This is a genomic window from Candidatus Binatia bacterium (genome assembly GCA_036493895.1).
Lineage (GTDB): Bacteria > Desulfobacterota > Binatia > UBA1149 > CAITLU01 > DATNBU01.
Genome location: DASXOZ010000019.1, coordinates 75,569 through 92,083, shown reverse-complemented (window position 1 = coordinate 92,083; position 16,515 = coordinate 75,569). Strand labels below are relative to the sequence as shown.

The following is a 16,515-nucleotide window of genomic DNA, read 5'->3' as shown; positions in this document are numbered from 1 at the left end:
AGGCTGGACATGAACAACACCATCAAGACGATCCTGCTGCTCGGCATCCTTACGACCCTGCTCGTCGGCGTCGGTCGCGTGCTCGCGCCCGGCAGCACGCCGATGCTCCTCGTGATGGCGCTGATGATGAACGCCGGTGCCTACTTCTTCAGCGACAGCATCGTGCTGCGCGTCTCGGGGGCGCGCGAAGTGAGCGTCAGCGAGGCGCCCGAGCTGCACACGATCGTCGACGAGCTGGCGCGCCTTGCCGGGATTCCGAAGCCGAGGGTGTGCATCATCGACCAGCAGCAGCCGAATGCCTTTGCGACCGGACGCAACCCGGCCCACGGAGTCGTTGCGGCGACCAGCGGCATCCTGGAGCTCCTGGACCGCCGCGAGCTGCGCGCAGTGCTCGCGCACGAAATGAGCCACGTGCTTCACCGCGACATCCTGATCCAGTCGATTGCCGCAGTGATGGCGACGGCGATCAGTTATGCGGCCCAGTCGCTGATGTGGTCGGGAATGTTCGGCGGCCGGCGCGACGACGAGGAGCGCGGCGGCGGCCTTGCGGCCCTGCTCGTGATGCTGGTCGCTCCAGTGGCAGCCAGCCTGGTCCAGCTCGGCATCTCGCGCTCGCGCGAATTCGACGCCGACCGCGCAGGCGCGACGCTCTGCGGCGACCCGATGGCACTGGCCGATGCGCTCGAGAAGCTCGAAAACTGCTCCCACCAGATTCCGGCCGACGTGGCTCCCGGTACTGCCAGTCTCTACATCGTCAACCCGCTGGCGGCCGGCGAGCGCCTGTCGCGACTGTTTTCGACGCACCCGTCGACCGAAGAGAGAGTCGAGAGGCTGACGGCGATGGCCCACGCGATGCAATCGCAGGGTGGGACCCGCTGAGGCCGCCGAGCCGATGCGTGCTGTATTCTTCGCCGCGGCGCTCGTGTGGCTGCTGGCACCGCCGGTGCCGGCAGAGGCCGGCGCAACTGCGCCAAAAGTACGGCTGATCCTGCAGATCACCGTCGACCAGCTTCGTGCCGACCTGCCGCTTCGGATTCGCGACCGCTGGACGAAAGACGGGTTTCGCCGGCTCTACGAAAACGGCGCGGTCTTCACCGAGGCCCACCACGGTCACGCCAACACCGAGACCATCGTCGGCCACGCGACGCTGGCGACGGGCGCCGATCCGTCGGTGCACGGAATGATCGGCAACACCTGGCTCGACCGCACGACGGGCGCGATGCACTACAACATCGAGGATCCTGCCTACGACGTCGTCGGCAACGACGGCGCCGCGGTGCCGGTTGCCGGACACGCCGAGGCAGGCAGGCCTTGCCGTTCCCGCTCGCCGCTGGCGCTGCTCGCGCCGACGCTGGCCGAGCAGGTTGCGGCAAGCGATGGCCGCGCAAAAGTATTCGCGGTGTCGCTCAAGGACAGGGCCGCGGTGCCGATGGCCGGACGCGCCGGGAAAGCGTTCTGGTGGTCGGACGCGACCGGCGAGTTCATCTCGAGCAGTTACTATTTCCCCGACCACCGCCTGCCGGCCTGGGCAGTGGCGTGGAATGCGAAACACGGCGCCGATCATCTCGACGGACAGGCATGGACGCTGCTTCTCGATCCGTCGACGTACGTGGAACGCGCGAAGGACGACATGCCGTGGGAAGTTCCGCCGGCAGGAATGTCGCGCGTGTTCCCACACCGCCTCGATCGCAGCGTCCTTGGCAAGTCGTACTACGCCGCCGTCGAGGCGAGCCCTTTCGGCGACGACCTGGAGCTGGATTTCGTACGACGGCTGATGCGCGCCGAAGGCCTCGGCCGCGACGACGTCACCGACTACCTCTCGGTGGCGTTCTCGGCCAACGACTACATCGGTCACCGTTACGGTCCCGACAGCCTCGAGATCGAAGACGAGCTTCTGCGCCTCGATCGGGCGATCGCGAAACTGCTGGAAACGGCCGACGAATACGCGGGCAAAGGCCGCACGCTGGTCGTGCTTACGGCCGACCACGGCATCGCCGAGCCTGTCGACGAGCTGCGTGCCGAGGGGAAGGACGCAGGGCACGTCGTGCTTTCCGAGATCGAAAAATCGGACGGCATCCTCCGTCTCGAGAAGCGTTTCGGCCGCGATTTCATCCGCCGCCAGTGGCCGCCGTACGTTTACCTCGATACGGACGCGCTGAAGAGGCGTCACGTCGATCCGGAGACGGCCGCGCGTGCCCTCGCGTTCGAGCTTGCCAAGGCCCCGGGCGTGGCCGCTGCGTTCACGCGCGAACAGATCGAAAGCGGGCAGCTGCCAAAGACCGACGTTGCCCGCGCCGTGGCTCGCAGCTTCTATTCGAATCGTTCCGGCGACATCCACGTCGTGCCGAAGCCCGGCTGGCAGATCAGCTTCGAGGGCGAGACGGCGACGCAGTTCGCGACAGGCCACGGCACGCCGTGGGACTACGATACGCACGTGCCGCTGGTGTTCGAGGGCGCGGGAGTTCCGCACGTGACGGTCGACCGGCGCGTCGAGACCGTCGACGTCGCGCCGACGCTGGCCGCGCTTGCCGGTGTGCCCGCACCCGCACGCGCGACGGGACACGCGCTGATCGTTCCGGCGTCGCGCTGACGGCCTGCGCAGGCGCGAATCAGCTTCGCCTGGCGAGCCGCAACCGCCGGAACACGAGAAGGTGCCCGAGCCAGGCTGCCTGCACGAGCACCGTCGGGATCCACACGAACGGGAACGTCGCGACGATCGTATTGGGCGGATCGTTCGGAAACACGCGCAGCGGTCCGGGCATCGACGTGATCGCGATCGTCACGATGATCGCCAGCAGCACGACGCCCATCAGGTTCCACAGGCGCACCAGGATGCGCGGCGGCTCGGCAAAGCACGCCCAGATGCCGAGAAGCGCCGCGACGATTCCTGTCGCGATGTCCTTGTTCATGCCGTCGAACGTCATCTGCACCGGCAGCACGCCGTCGAGGCTGAGCTGGTAGAGGATCAGCTCCAGCGGAGCACGGAAAGCCTGGAGGCCGATGAGCGCCGCCAGCGGAATGCCCCGCGCGAGCATCGCACCGAAACGCGACAGACCGAGTACCGTCGTCAGCGCGAAGGAGATCAGCGCGAGCGGCATCATCGGCGGCGGCCGCACCTCGAAGTGCGAAAGCACCCCGCTTGCAGCCAGCGCACCGGTCGCTGCCAGCCACGCAAGGATCGCCACCGTGAAACGGCGCTGCAGTCCGGAGGGGCGCCCGCTTTCCAGCGTATCGTGCCCGTCGCGCCCGGCGGCGACGCCGACCAGCGCGATCATCGCGGCGACGACCGCGATCACCACCGCAACGAGCCCGGCAACGGCTGGAAGGGACGGCTCGGGTGCCTGGAGAAGACTCCTCATCGAGCCGCCTGTCTATCTCATTTTGGTGCTTGCGCCAGTGAACTGCGCGCAGCGTCGTCGCCCGTCGCCGGCCGCCGCGTTGCGATTGCCGCCAGCGACACGCCGATCGGCAGCCCCGTGGTCGCGGCCACAGCCGCTTCGGCGCGACCCACGCCACGAAGAAGCCAGTTGATGGGCGCCGGCACGATGCCGAGGTCTGCGCCGTCGCCGCCCGAGCCTGCACCCGGAAGAATGCGGCGAGCCAGGCGCAGCGCAGCCGTCGGAGCGAATATGGTGAAGTTCGTCCATCCGAGCCTGTCGATCTCGAGCTCGTCGACGCTGAGCAGCGCATGCAGGGAGCGGCGCGTGTAGCGGCGCTTGTGCTCGAGCACGACGTCGTGGCGGCTCCACAGCGACGGCCACGCCGGCACGTGCACTGCCAGCGCCCCGCCCGGGACGAGCACCCTTGCGAGCTCGCGCACGAAGCCGCGGTCGTCGTCGACGTGCTCGATCACGTCGTAGGCCGTGACGATATCGAAAGACGCATCGCGAAACGGAAGCTGGGGAGCCTCGGCTGCGACCACATCGTCGACACCGCGCGATCGCACGAACGCAAGCGCTTCGAGGCTGCGGTCTGCAGCCGTTACGCGGCCGAAGCGCGACAGCTCGAGAGCGTTGGCGCCGGCCCCGCAGCCGATGTCGAGGATGCGAAGACCACTCCTGCGCAGGCGGGTGCCGAGCAGGCGGCGCATCAGCAGTCGTTTGCTCCAGAACCACCAGTGCGCCTGCTCGACGGCGTACATCTCGGCGATCTGTTCGCGTTGCATGCCTCAGGCTCCGCCCGCTTTCGCGTCGCTGCCGGCAGGTCCGTCGGTTCCCGTGCGGTGAAGCAGCAGGACGCGGGCCTTTCCTGGCAGGAGCCAGCGCGGATACTCCCGCGAGGCTGCTTCGTCATAGCCGGCAAGCGGCCCGAATGCGACGATCCATTCGTCGTCGACGACCCACCACCAGCTCTTGTGCAATGCGTCCTGGCCCGCGGCGGCCTGCGCGTCGGTCGGTGACGTACGCAGCCTGGCGGCAAGGCGTTCCGCGTTGTACTCGAAGCCTCCGTCGATGTGCGTGGCGTCGATGCCCTTGCTTTCCAGCTCCGAAAGCAGGCCCCAGCGCGCGCGGTTCCATGCGAGGTAGTCATGCGTGCCGGCGACGGAATACAGGGCCATCGCGATCGTCGCCGCTACGGTGAAGGCTCCGGACCTCGGCGAAGGATCGAGGCAGACCAGTGACGCGATTGCCAGCGGTACGAGCACGACGAGGTAGCGGTCGAAATAGTAATGCGCCTGCAGCAGCGTGCCCGCGCCCGAGAGCAGAAGTGCCATCACGCAGAGCCACGCGACGCGGTAGCGCGTGTCGTTGCGGATCGCCGGGGTGGACGCAATCGGGCCGCCGAGTCGCACCAGAAGTGACAGGCGCGCAACCAGGCGCGAGGCGGAAATCACGCAAAGCACCGTGAGGATCGGGCGTGCAAGGCCCGGAATTTCGGCAGCGTCGGGCTTGGCCAGGAACATCGCGTCGCGCGTCGTGCGGGCGCCGACGTGCAGGAGTCCCATGATGTTGCCGAGATAGAACATCGCAGATCCGTTGCGCACCCACACGAATCCGGCGATGCCGCCAAGGACCGCGAGGGTGAGCGCGAAGACTCTCTTTTCGCGACCGGTGGCGAATGCGGACGTCGCGGTCCACGGAAGGATGAGGAAGCCGAGTGTCACCAGCGCCCGGAACGCAACGTCCAGCGCGGAGACAGGCGCCAGCCTTGCCGCCTCGACCAGCTTGTTGTGCACCGCCAGCGGCGTTGCCGACGAAGTCGCGGCCCACGCGGTGTAGGCGATCACCGTCATGACGGGAACCGCGACCACCGCGGCCGCATCGACGAGGCGATCACCCGGCCGACGACCTGCATCGCTCTTCGTGCCGGCATTCGGGGCGATCCTGCCTGGCGGAAGGAGGGCGGCCAGTGCAGCCGCTGCCGAAATCGACACCGCGTGCTGGCGGATGAGGAATGCCGCCGCCGCTGCGACGCCCGCCAGCACCAGGCCCGGCCGCGAATGCAGGCGCAGCGATCTTGCCGTGAGCCACAGCGAAACCACGGCGAGAGTCGCGAACGGCACGTCGGTCATGAATGTGAACGAGAGATTCAGCCAGAGCGGGCAGGACGCGACGACGGCAGCGCCGGCTGCCGCAACGCAGGGGGAAGCTCCGCATTCGACGAGCAGCGCGGAGGTCGCGACGATTCCGCACACCGACATCGCGAGCGTCGTCGTGCGCAGGACTACGTAAGAAAAGCCCGCGACCTTGCACGCGGCCGCACCGTACAGAGCCTGGAGAAACAGGCTCGCTCCCGTCCACGGCAGCAAGTCGAACTTGCCGTTCTCGCACAACGAGCGAGCGGCATGCGCGTAAGACCAGTCGTCGCCGAGCGGGAAATCGCCACCGATTCCGATCGCCGCGACGGCGACGAGCCACGCCGCCAGGACGGCGAGCAGGGGCAGCAAGGCGCGCCTCGGCGCGCCGTGCAGGGGCGGAAAGGCGCGCCGCGGCATGCTTTGGTTGTACGCGAGAGGACGGCGGCGGGCTACCGACCCTCGGGGGAAAGCCGGCAAAGCGCGAGCAGGTCCAGTGCGCGGTCGATATCGCCGGTGCCGACGCGGAAATCTTCGGGAACGATCGGCGGCTCCTGAGCCGGGCTCGCGCGCCGCCGCACGATTCGCGCCAGCCGTGCGAACGCGAACTCGACAACCGCGCGCGGCAGCACGTGGCGAAGCCCAAGCGGATCCAGGCGCAGGATGCGCGAGACTGCCCCGGCACGACGCGTCTCGAAGCGCTCGACGTTCTCGTTGCCGAAGACGCCGCGGATCTCGACGTTTCCGAAGACGGCGCCGAGCTCGCGTGCCAGCTCCTGCTGCGTGTACTCGCGCACGTGGTAGGGATTCTCCGATACGGTGCGCAGGCGATTCGGAGTCGTCAGCACGAGCACCCCGCCGGGCGTGAGCCTGCTGGCAAGGCCGCGAAGGAGCGGCAGCGGTGAGGCCATGTGCTCGAGCACCTGGAAGTTGAGCACGACGTCGAAAACGTCGGACTCCGCGTGAGCGCCGGCGGAGAGGTCTTCACGGCGAAAATGAAGGTTGCGATAGTTGCCGCCGCTCCACAGGCGGCGGCACGTCCCGATCGCGTCGCTCGAGTAGTCGAGCCCGACGACTTCGCGTGCAGTGGCGGCAAGGGTCCGGGTTCCGAACCCTTCGCCGCAACCGGCGTCCAGGACGCGCTTGCCGGCTACCAACTGCTCCGCGAAACGGTATGCGGCGACGTGACGCGCGTAATCGTACTCGAAGCCGGCGCCCCAGCCGGGCCTTTCCCCCGTGAAAGCGCCACCCTCGTGGCGCCCCGGCGAAGACGGCGGCGACGCGTCCGCGCTGCTCCACTCGTCGGGATTGGTGCTGGGCATGGCGACGCGGCGCCTTGTATGGCAGGCCCCCGCACTCGGCAACAAAGGGGGGCGCTTCAAACATCGCGCACGTTGTGCTCTAAATTGCCGGCGAACGGCGGACCCGCCTCCCGACGCCTTCCACCGCATGGGATCCGACCAGCCTCCAAGTTGGCACGAGCTTCTTTCCGGGTTCGACGTGCGCGAAGTCACGCCGGCGATGCCCGAGGCTCGCATCGATGTCGATGCGGCCACGGTCGACGCTCTCGAGGCCGCGGGCCTCGAGCAGTTCGCGCGCGGTGCGGCCTCCGAGGGCCGCTCGCTGACTCTGCTCGTCAACGACACGCACCGCTTCACCGATACGCCGAGCTTTCTGCGGGCCGTCGTCTCGGTGCTCGACCGCAGGCTCGCCGCCGAAAAGCCGCCTCCGCTGAGGGTGCTCGTCGCCGCCGGCAGCCACCGCTCGACGCCCTCGGAGCGCGAGGCGCACGACAAGGCGATGCTCGGCGAGCACGCCGACCGCATCGCCGAAGTCGTCTGGCACGACGTCCGCGACGAAAGCTTGCTGAGAATGGTCGGTAACACGACGTTCCACTCGTGGATGTCGGAGGCCGGCTTCTATCTTGCGTGCGGAAGCATGGAGCCGCATTACTTTGCCGGCATCACCGGCGCACACAAGACGCTCACCGTCGGCGTGATGTCGCTCGAGAGCCTGCGTGCGAATCACCAGAACGCGTTGTCTTCGACCGCGCGACCGCTGAAGCTCGACGGAAATCCGGTCCACCTCGCGATCGTCGACGCGCTGGCAGACCTCGAGGATTCCGGTGCGCGCCTGCTCGCGCTGAACCAGGTGATCGTCGACGGCCGCGTCGTCGCGATCACTGCCGGCCACCCGCTCGAAGCGCTGGTGGAGGGCTCGTCGTTCGTGCGCGGGTGTTTTTCGGCAACCGTCGGCGAAGAGGCCGATCTCGTCGTCGCCGAAGTGCGACCGCCGCTCGATCGGGACTTCTACCAGGCCGACAAGGGGATCAAGAACACCGAGGCCGCGGTGCGAAGCGGCGGCGTGCTCCTTCTCGAGGCGCGCTGCAGCGGCGGAGTGGGCATCGATCATTTCGTCGAGCTGCTGCGCGCGGCACCGGGCGTCGAGAGGGCCCGCGAAATCGTCGCGGCGCGCGGATACCGGCTCGGCGACCACAAGGCCGTGCGCCTGAGGGCGCTGACCGACGAGCGCGCCGTGCACGTCGGGGTGATCAGCGGCGGAATCGACCCGGAGCTGGCCGGGGTGCTCGACGTCAGCCTGTTCGCCGACCGCCGCAGCGCCGTCGAGTGGGCGCGAACACTGCTGGACGACCCGTCGCCGCGTGCGATCGTCGTCCGCGATGCGGGCAACATCGCGCTCGAAGTCTCCTGACCCCGCGATGTCGTCGAACCCTCACTGGCTTGCGCGCACGCGCGCACCGCGCGGCGAGCAGCAATTGCGGCGGGAGCGCGATCCCGATGTCGTGTCGGGGTATCTTCAAGATGCGGCGCGCTACCCTGGTGGACACACCGACGAGGTGTGCTTTCCGGCAAGCGAACGCGACGTCGCTACCCTGCTGGCTGCGCGGCGTCCCCTGCTCGTCGTCGGTGCTCAATCATCGCTGACCGGCGGCGCGACCCCGCACGGCGAGATCGTCGTCTCGACGTCGCGCCTGACGCAGGTCGGTCCGTGGAGCAGGCATGCGGTGCAATGCGGAGCCGGCGTCGTGCTGCGCGACCTCGACGCGGCGTGCGCCGAACGCAACTGCGTATTCCCTCCCATTCCCACTTTCGACGGCGCGACAGTCGGTGGCGTCATTTCCACCGACGCAGCCGGCGCCGCAACGTTCCGGCACGGGACGACCAGGGCGTGGATCGACGCGATTACCGTAGTGCTGGCCTGCGGCGAGGTGCTCGACGTCGAGCGCGGCCAGGTGCTCGCCGGCGACGACGGATCGTTCGAGATCGTCCTGCTCGACGCAAAGCGCGTGCAGGTCTTCGTGCCGCGCCCCGCGCATCCGCAGGTCCCGAAAATCTCCGCCGGTTATCGCGGCGCGCCGTCGATGGATCTGATCGATCTTTTCATCGGCAGCGAAGGCACGCTCGGAGTGGTCACCGAAGCGCGGCTGCGCCTTCTTTCGCCGCGGCCGGCCTGGCTCGCGGTGCTGGTGCCGGTGGGCGACGACGAGCAGGCCGTGCGGTTGACGGCGGATCTTCGCGAGGCCGCATTGCGTGGGCGAGCCGGTGACGACGACGGCGTCGACGTCGCGGCAATCGAATTCATGGACGGCCGCTGCCTGCAGGTACTGCGCGAAGATTCGGTCGCCGAGAAAGTCGGAGTCGCGTTGCCGGCAAGCGCGGGGGCCCTGCTTCTCGTGCAGGTGGAGCTCGATCCGTCGTACGATCGCGCGCGAGCCGTAGAGGAGCTTTCCACGGCGGCGGGCGACGCAAAGGGGCCGATTGCCGCCCTGTGCCGGATCCTGCGACGCCACGGTGTCCTCGAGGCTTCGATCCCGGCTCTTCCCGGCGAAGAAGAGCGGCGCCGCGCGCTGTTCGCGCTGCGCGAAGCCGTTCCCGACGGCGTCAACGCGCGCGTACGTGCCGCCGCGCTGCGCTCGGGTCAGCCTGTGTCCAAATCCGGCGGCGACGTCATCGTCCCGTTCGACCGCCTCGCCGAAGCGCTCGCGCGCTACCGGGCAATCGTGGAAGCGACCGGGCTCGACTCCGCGATCTGGGGCCACATCTCCGACGGCAACCTGCATCCGAACCTGATCGCGCGCGATCTGGCTGGAATGGAAAAGGCGCGCGAAGCGCAGAAGACGATCGGCGAGGTTGCGATCGCGCTCGGCGGAAGCCCGATGGCGGAGCACGGCACCGGCCGCAGCGCGTGGAAGAAAGACCTGCTCGAAAGCCTGCACGGAAAAGAGGGCGTCGCATCGATGCGCCGCACGAAACAGGCGCTCGATCCCGACTGGCTGCTGGCGCCCGGTGTGCTCTTCGACCGTTAGCCTCGCCGATTCTCCCGCCGTTTCACCATTTGTCGAGCAGCACCAGGTCTGCATCGACCATGATGCGCACCAGATCCTCCAGCGACGTCGTCGCGCGCCATCCAAGGTCCTTCGCGATGCGCGACGGATCGCCGATGCGGGCGAGGGAATCGCCGGGACGTGCGAGCGAGGCGTCGAAACGGATGTGGCGGCGCCACTCCAGTCCGACGCTCGCGAACGCGAGCCTGGCAAAATCGGCGACGGTTGCTGAGCGGCCGGTTGCGACCACGTAATCGGCAGGCTGCGGCGCCGCGAGCATGTCACGCATCGCGGCGACGTACTCGGGCGCGTAGCCCCAGTCGCGCGAGGCCTCGAGGCTTCCGAGCGTCACGTGATCGCCGAGCCCGCGATGAATGCGCGCCACCGCCATCGCGATCTTGCGCGTGACGAAGCGCGTCGGGCGTCGCGGCGACTCGTGGTTGAACAGGATTGCCGAGCACGCGAACAGCCCATGCTCCTCGCGCGCCGCCGCAATGGCGCGATGCGCGCGCGCCTTGCCCCTGGCGTAGGGCGATGCCGGAGCCAGCTCCGTGTGCTCGTCCTGGGGCTTTCCGCTGGGCGGCCCGAAGATCTCCGCCGAGGACGCGTGGCACAGGCGGATCGGCAGGCCGCACGCGCGAATCGCATCGATCAGCCTCTCGACGCCGCCGCCGTTGACGTCCTCCACTTCGCCGGGATTTTCCCAGGATCCGGGCACGAAAGTCGCAGCGGCAAGGTTGTAGATTTGGTCGGGCCGGCAAGCGTCGATCGCGCGGCGCAGCGAGGAAGCGTCGCGCAGGTCTCCGCGGAGGGCCTGGACGCCCGCCGCGACCGGTGCGTCACTGCGGGTGAGCCCGAAGACTTCGATGCCGTCGTCGATGAGCTGCCCGGCCAGGTAGTGGCCGTCCTGCCCGGAAATTCCCGTCACCAGCGCCCGCCGCACCCGCGGCTCCGAAACGCCGCTGCTCATGGGATCATGGGATCGTGCAACTGCGGGTCCGCCGCAGGGCAGCCTAGCGCGGCGCCGGCCTCACCGCTACACGCCGCGGCGCGGCGCAGCGATTCTTGCAGGCTGCGTCGTTATGAAGGATGCTCGCGCCCATGCGATATCCTGCTTCGCTTCCCGTCTCGCTTCGTGCATTCGTCCTGGGAACGGTCGCGGGAGCTCTGTTCGGCTCTGCGGCGGTGGCGGCAGCAGCGTTCGGCTACGCGGGCTGGCAAAAATTCACGAATGATTTCAAGAACGGTTACGTCACCGGCTTTCTCGACATGGCCAACGTGGCACGCAACCTCGATGCCGGCGGCTGGGTGGACGAGAAGTATCCGTGGACACCCAAAGTGAAGCCGCCGGAGTGGCGCGGCGTCGTCGACAAACTGTACAAGGACCCCGCCAACCAGGTCTACAATGTCATGAGCATCCTGCAGCTTGCCGCGAAAACGATCGCGGACAGGCACGGAGGGGCGCTGGACCCGGACGAGCGCATGCGCCAGCGCACCGAGTCCGTGCTCAACGAGCTCCGCAAGAAAGCCATCGCCGAAGGGCAGGATCCCTCGAAGGTTCCCAACATCCCAGGTCACATCGTCGTGCCGGCCAGTCCCGGCGACGCGGCGGAGGAGCCTCCTCACCAGCGCAAGTGGTGCCGCTGCGACGGCAAGGATCCGAATCAGCTGAAAGCCGAGCGCGAAAAGGCCGAGGCCGAGGACAAGGCGAAGCAGAATGGGGCGGCTGCACCGCCGATTGCACCGCCCGGAACCGAGGCCACGAAGACTCCGCCGAATGCCGCGCCTGCGGCGCACGCCGGCGGCGGCGCGGCCGGCTCTGCGCCGGCGAAAACTCCGCCCGTCGACACCAAGGCACCGGCAAACGGTTCGAAATAGATCGATCGGGAAAGGCGCAGCAGGCGCCGCGCGAGCGTTTCAGGCTGTCGCGACCGTCTCCTCGACGGGATGCGCGTGTTCCGCGTCGTCCCGCTGGAGCTGGTACAGCCGCGCGTAAAGACCACCGAGGCGAAGCAGCTCCTCGTGGGTGCCGCTCTCGCGAAGCGCTCCGTGGTGCAGCACGACGATTCGATCGGCGCTCTCGATGGTGGCAAGCCGGTGCGCGATGACGAGCGAAGTGCGCCCTTCCTGCATGCGCGCCACCGCGTCCTGGATCAGCTCCTCGGTCTCGTGATCGACGCTCGAGGTGGCCTCATCCAGCACGAGGATGTCGGGCTTGTAGGCCAGCGCGCGCGCGAACGACAGGAGCTGGCGCTGGCCCGTCGAAAAATTGTTGCCGCGCTCACGCACCGGCGCGTCGTAGCCTTCGGGCAGGCGCTCGAGGAAGCGGTCGGCGTGCACCGCGCGCGCGGCCGCGTGCATCTCTTCGTCGGTGATGTCGTCGCGTCCCAGGCGAATATTGTCGGCCGCCGTGCCGGCGAACAGAAAGACGTCCTGCAGCACCGTGACGATGCGGCGCCGGAGGTCGCCGAGGTCCCATTCGCGCACGTCGACGCCGTCCACCAGCACGCGCCCGCGCTCGACGTCGTAGAATCGCGACAGCAGCTTGGTGATCGTCGTCTTGCCCGAGCCGGTGGCGCCGACGATCGCGACGTGCTCGCCGGCGGCGACGCGGAACGAGACGCCGCGCAGCACCGGCTCGCCCGGCAGGTACGAGAACCACACGTCGTCGAACTCGATGGTTCCGGTGCGCGGCGGCGCCGGAACAGGCTGCGAGGGGCTCACGAGCCCCGGCTCGAGCTCGAGCAGCCCGAACACTTTTTCGCACGCCGCGATCGCCGATTGCAGCACTGCATATTTCGTCGAAAAATCGCGCACCGGGACGAAAAAGCGGTTGATGTACTCCATGAACGCGACGAGCGTCCCGAAGCCGACTGCGTTGGATACCGACGAAGCGGCCGACACCGGCTCGCCGATCACGAGGTGCGCGCCGTACCAGAGGATCGCGGCGGTCGAGATCGCGCTCACGGCCTCCACGATCGAGAACAACGACGCTTCGTAGATGTTCGACCAGTGGTTGGCGTCGCGGTAGGCCTCGTTCAGCTCGCCGAATTCGCGGCCCATGCGCTCTTCGCTCGCGAACAGCTGCACCACCGCCATGCCGGTGATCGACTCCTGCAGGTAGGCGTTGATGCGGGCGATGCGGTCGCGGATCAGCCGGTAGTACGTGCGTGTCCTTCGGCGGAAGAAGTCGACGAGAATCAGCATCAATGGCAACGTCGCCATCGCTGCCAGCGTGAGTTTCACGTGCAGCGTGAACATGATGACGACGATGCCGACGAGCGTCATCGCATCCATCAGCATCGTGATCGCGCCGGCCGCGAACATTTCGTTGATGACGTCGACGTCGGTCGTCATGCGGGTAACGAGCCGGCCGACCGGGTTGCGGTCGAAGAACGCGGTGTCCATCGACTCGATCTTGCGGAACACTGCCAGGCGAAGGTCGGCCAGGCTCTTCTGCGCCAGCATCATCGTGACGACGTTCTGCCAGTACAGCAGCGTGAACTCGCCGATGAACGCGGCGGTATAGGCGAGCACCCACCACAGCAGCCCGTCGGTGGTGCCAGCGGCGATGCAGTGGTCGATGGCTTTCTTGATGATGTACGGCTGCACCAGCAGGCACGCCGAGATCAGCGGCAGCAGCACCACCGAAAGGAAGAACAGGCCCTTGTACGGCGCCAGGAAGCGCCACATCGCGCGCACCATCGCGATGTCGCGGGTGCCGAGAATCGCCTGTTCCTCGGTGATTCCGCCCTGAACGCGCTCAGTATCGGTGGCGGAGGCGGCGGTGCTCACGCCATTGCCTCCAGCTCTTCGCTGATGCGCTGGCGCTTCCACAGGTCGGCGTAATGGCCGCCCATGCCGAGCAGCTCGGCGTGGGTGCCCTGCTCGACGATGGCGCCCTCGTCGATCACCGCGATGCGGTCGGCGTTGCTCACCGACGAGACACGGTGCGAGATGACGATGGCCGTGCGTCCGCGGCGCACTTCGTCGAGGCGCTCGAGGATGCGCCGCTCGGTGGCGGCATCGACGCTCGACAGCGAGTCGTCGAGGATCAGGATGCGCGGCTGGCGGCCCACCGCGCGCGCCAGCGTCAGGCGCTGCTTCTGGCCTCCCGACAGGGTCACCCCGCGCTCACCGACCGGCGTGGCCAGCCCGTGCGGGAATTCGGCGAGGTCGCCCTCCAGGCCCGCCGTCTCGAGGATCTTCGCGAGCTCGTCGGTGGCGATGGAGTCGCGGCCGAACTCGACGTTTTTCTCGATCGTCGTCGAGAACAGGAAGGGATCCTGGGGCACGAAGCCGATCGCGCTGCGAAGAGTGCCGAGGTCCCAGCGCCGCACGTCGACGCCGTCGATGAGCACGCTTCCGGCAGTGGTGTCGAACAGGCGCGGCGGAAGGTTGGCAATCGTCGACTTGCCCGAGCCGGTGCGGCCGAGAATGCCGAGCGTGGTGCCGGCCGGAACGTCGATCGAGATGTCGCGCAGCACCGGCGCGCCGTCCGGGGTGTGCCCGAAGCTGACGTGGTCGAAGCGCACGTCGCCGCGTACCTCGTCCGGGCGATAGGCATCGGCGGGAGAGGCGATTTCCGGCACGATGTCGAAGATTTCGCCGAGGCGGACGAGGGCGGCCTTGCCGCGCTGCCACAGCGCGATCATGAAGCCGACGGCCATGATCGGCCACGCGAGGATCTGCAGATACCCCATGAACGCGACGAGGGAGCCGAGCGTCAGGTGTCCGTGGACGACATCGTAGCCGCCGAGGCCGAGCACGATGACGACGCCCAGGGACGACACGGTGCGGATGGCCGGGAAGATCTTCGCGCGAAGCCGCGCCACTTCCATCGCCTCCACCTTGTAGCGCTCGTTCATTTCGATGAAGCGCTCGGCGCGCCCTTCTTCGCGACCGAACGATTTGACGACGTGGATGCCGGCCAGCGTCTCCTGGCCGAACGCCGACATCTCGGCCAGCCGTTCCTGGGTGCGCACGGTGGATTCCATCATCGCGCGCATGTAGCGGCGCATGTAGACGAGGATCACCGGGAACGGCACGAGCGCGGCAAGCGTCAGCCTCGGGTCCATCCAGAGCATCAGCGAGAACGCGTAGAGGCAGTACATCGGCGTGTTGATGAACGTGAGGAAGCCCGGGCCGAGCAGCATGCGCACGGCCCCGATGTCGTTGACGAGGCGGGACATCAGGTCGCCGGTGCGCTGGCGCTGGTAATAGCCCTGGTGCAATTTCAGAAGGTGGTCGTAAAGCTCCCCGCGAAGGTCGTACTCGACGTCGCGCCCGGCATTGAAGATCAGGGTGCGCGACCACGTCCTTACCACCGCTTGCACGACGGCGATCGCGACAATGGTGGCCGCATAGCCCGACACGGTGGCCAGTTTCTGGTCGGGGGGCAGACTGCTGCCGAGGACGTCGAAGGCCTTCTGCGTCAGCTTGGGGATGGCCATGACGAGCGTGGCCGTTGCGAACAGGGCCAGTCCACCGACTGCGTAGCGGGCACGGTAGCGCCGCATGTACTTCCAGAGACGTTCCACTTGTCGAATCGCTCCCTTATAGCGGAGGGCGCCGCGTCAACGAAAAGGCCGAGCGCACGGGCCGCTGCCGCAGCGGCGTGCGCAGTTGCAATGATGCTCTGCGGCGGATGCCGCGCTGCGTATCTGTCGCGCCTCGCCTGGGAAGAGGTTCGCTATCTCGGCAGTGCATCGGCGGCCACAGATATGCTCGCAACTGCCGAGAATCCCGAAAAGCGCCACGCGCTCGAAGTGCTGATCGACGTGCGCCGCTTCGCGCAGCAGCAGGGCCTCAACGTCGGCGGAAGCTACCGCAAAGTGGCCGATGCCGCGCGAGCCTCGTCCTTCGAAGTGGTGACCGCGGCCTATGCCGATCACCTGGAGCCGTACACCTGGTGGTACCCGATCATCGGCGACATCCCGTACCGCGGCTATTTCGACCGGCCGTCGGCCGAGGAATTTGCCGCCACGCTGCGCGCCAAGGGCTTGGAGACGATGATCGTCGAGGCCTCGGCGTACTCCACTTTAGGCTGGTTCGACGATCCACTGCCGTCATCGGTGCTCGATCGCGGCGAGACGGCAGTGGTGCTCACGGTGCTGCACGAGCTGACGCACCAGACGTTCTTCGCGCCGGGCCGTGTCGCGTTGAACGAGACGCTGGCGACGGCGACGTCGTGGAGGCTGGCCGAGAGCTATTTCCTGTCCAAAGGCGACCAGAAGCACGCCGATGCGATGGCCAAGGCCCGGCAGACGTGGATCGAGCGCAGCGACCTGCTCGACAAAGCCTCCGACCGGCTGAAGGAGTTCTTCGACCAGTCGCGCAAGCAGAAGCTCGCGCGTGAGGCGATGCTCCAGCAGCGGCAGGACATCTACGCCGACCTGCTCGGCAACATGGAGCACTCCGATCCGGTGTTCGCCGAGATGCTGCGCACCGACGGGCTCAACAACGCGTCGTTCCTGGCCGCGCACCGCTATTCGCAGGACGGAAGGGCGATCGACGCGTATCTCGCGGCGCAGCCGAGCATCGAGAAGGCGCTGGCGCGGCTGAACGACGCGCAGGCGAAGAGGATCGATCTAAGGGATGTGATTGCCGGGACGACGGCACCGAAGGCGAAGTGAGTCGGGGACAGGCACCAGCT

Annotated in this window: 13 protein-coding genes; 6 read left to right on the top strand and 7 right to left on the bottom strand. The window is 67.7% G+C overall.

The window, feature by feature from the left end; translation table 11 throughout:
- The first annotated feature begins 9 nt into the window (after positions 1-9).
- The gene (locus tag VGK20_05485; GenBank protein HEY2773486.1) at positions 10-879 is read left to right on the top strand and encodes a zinc metalloprotease HtpX; all 870 of its coding nucleotides are present in this window, start codon (positions 10-12) and stop codon (positions 877-879) included.
- Positions 880-892: 13 nt separating this feature from the next.
- A complete protein-coding gene (locus VGK20_05480) occupies positions 893-2,590 on the top strand; it encodes an alkaline phosphatase family protein (protein HEY2773485.1) in 1,698 nt (565 codons plus the stop codon).
- 19 nt (positions 2,591-2,609) lie between these two features.
- Here VGK20_05480 and VGK20_05475 read toward each other — a convergent pair whose 3' ends face one another.
- The 4 genes from VGK20_05475 to VGK20_05460 all read right to left on the bottom strand — a co-directional run bounded on the left by VGK20_05475 (position 2,610) and on the right by VGK20_05460 (position 6,837).
- Entirely contained in the window at positions 2,610-3,359 is a 750-nt protein-coding gene (locus VGK20_05475; GenBank protein HEY2773484.1) for a hypothetical protein, read from the bottom strand.
- 17 nt (positions 3,360-3,376) lie between these two features.
- A complete protein-coding gene (locus VGK20_05470) occupies positions 3,377-4,165 on the bottom strand; it encodes a class I SAM-dependent methyltransferase (GenBank protein HEY2773483.1) in 789 nt (262 codons plus the stop codon).
- Between the two features lie 3 nt (positions 4,166-4,168).
- Entirely contained in the window at positions 4,169-5,887 is a 1,719-nt protein-coding gene (locus tag VGK20_05465) for a glycosyltransferase family 39 protein (GenBank protein ID HEY2773482.1), read from the bottom strand.
- A gap of 80 nt (positions 5,888-5,967) precedes the next feature.
- Complete coding sequence (locus VGK20_05460) at positions 5,968-6,837, bottom strand: methyltransferase domain-containing protein (GenBank protein ID HEY2773481.1); 870 nt, start codon at positions 6,835-6,837, stop codon at positions 5,968-5,970.
- A 127-nt stretch (positions 6,838-6,964) separates the two neighbouring features.
- Here VGK20_05460 and VGK20_05455 point away from each other — a divergent pair, with 127 nt between their 5' ends.
- Together VGK20_05455 and VGK20_05450 are read left to right on the top strand one after the other, a co-directional pair.
- Positions 6,965-8,227, top strand: a complete 1,263-nt coding sequence (locus VGK20_05455) for a lactate racemase domain-containing protein (GenBank protein ID HEY2773480.1) — start codon at positions 6,965-6,967, stop codon at positions 8,225-8,227.
- A 7-nt stretch (positions 8,228-8,234) separates the two neighbouring features.
- The gene (locus VGK20_05450) at positions 8,235-9,842 is read left to right on the top strand and encodes an FAD-binding oxidoreductase (protein HEY2773479.1); all 1,608 of its coding nucleotides are present in this window, start codon (positions 8,235-8,237) and stop codon (positions 9,840-9,842) included.
- A gap of 22 nt (positions 9,843-9,864) precedes the next feature.
- Here VGK20_05450 and VGK20_05445 read toward each other — a convergent pair whose 3' ends face one another.
- The gene (locus tag VGK20_05445; protein ID HEY2773478.1) at positions 9,865-10,830 is read right to left on the bottom strand and encodes a GDP-mannose 4,6-dehydratase; all 966 of its coding nucleotides are present in this window, start codon (positions 10,828-10,830) and stop codon (positions 9,865-9,867) included.
- Between the two features lie 131 nt (positions 10,831-10,961).
- On the opposite strand from VGK20_05445, the gene VGK20_05440 reads away from it, so the two are divergent.
- Entirely contained in the window at positions 10,962-11,738 is a 777-nt protein-coding gene (locus VGK20_05440) for a hypothetical protein (GenBank protein HEY2773477.1), read from the top strand.
- A 39-nt stretch (positions 11,739-11,777) separates the two neighbouring features.
- Here the strand turns inward: VGK20_05440 and VGK20_05435 are convergent, their stop codons facing one another.
- Both VGK20_05435 and VGK20_05430 read right to left on the bottom strand, forming a co-directional pair.
- Positions 11,778-13,655, bottom strand: a complete 1,878-nt coding sequence (locus VGK20_05435; GenBank protein HEY2773476.1) for an ABC transporter ATP-binding protein — start codon at positions 13,653-13,655, stop codon at positions 11,778-11,780.
- Positions 13,652-15,400: an ABC transporter ATP-binding protein gene (locus VGK20_05430; protein HEY2773475.1), complete on the bottom strand. Its 1,749-nt coding sequence runs from the start codon at positions 15,398-15,400 to the stop codon at positions 13,652-13,654. Before VGK20_05430 ends, VGK20_05435 begins: the two co-directional genes overlap by 4 nt.
- A 90-nt stretch (positions 15,401-15,490) precedes the next feature.
- Here VGK20_05430 and VGK20_05425 point away from each other — a divergent pair, with 90 nt between their 5' ends.
- Positions 15,491-16,495 carry an aminopeptidase gene (locus tag VGK20_05425; protein HEY2773474.1) on the top strand — a complete coding sequence of 335 codons (1,005 nt, stop codon included), beginning with the start codon at positions 15,491-15,493 and terminating at the stop codon, positions 16,493-16,495.
- Positions 16,496-16,515 lie beyond the last annotated feature (20 nt).

Coding starts and splice junctions, on each gene's coding strand:
- VGK20_05480 (HEY2773485.1), top strand. CDS start 893: ATGCGTGCTGTATTCTTCGCCGCGGCGCTCGTGTGGCTGCTGGCACCG.
- VGK20_05475 (HEY2773484.1), bottom strand. CDS start 3,359: ATGAGGAGTCTTCTCCAGGCACCCGAGCCGTCCCTTCCAGCCGTTGCC.
- VGK20_05445 (HEY2773478.1), bottom strand. CDS start 10,830: ATGAGCAGCGGCGTTTCGGAGCCGCGGGTGCGGCGGGCGCTGGTGACG.
- VGK20_05440 (HEY2773477.1), top strand. CDS start 10,962: ATGCGATATCCTGCTTCGCTTCCCGTCTCGCTTCGTGCATTCGTCCTG.
- VGK20_05485 (HEY2773486.1), top strand. CDS start 10: ATGAACAACACCATCAAGACGATCCTGCTGCTCGGCATCCTTACGACC.
- VGK20_05425 (HEY2773474.1), top strand. CDS start 15,491: ATGATGCTCTGCGGCGGATGCCGCGCTGCGTATCTGTCGCGCCTCGCC.
- VGK20_05455 (HEY2773480.1), top strand. CDS start 6,965: ATGGGATCCGACCAGCCTCCAAGTTGGCACGAGCTTCTTTCCGGGTTC.
- VGK20_05470 (HEY2773483.1), bottom strand. CDS start 4,165: ATGCAACGCGAACAGATCGCCGAGATGTACGCCGTCGAGCAGGCGCAC.
- VGK20_05460 (HEY2773481.1), bottom strand. CDS start 6,837: ATGCCCAGCACCAATCCCGACGAGTGGAGCAGCGCGGACGCGTCGCCG.
- VGK20_05450 (HEY2773479.1), top strand. CDS start 8,235: ATGTCGTCGAACCCTCACTGGCTTGCGCGCACGCGCGCACCGCGCGGC.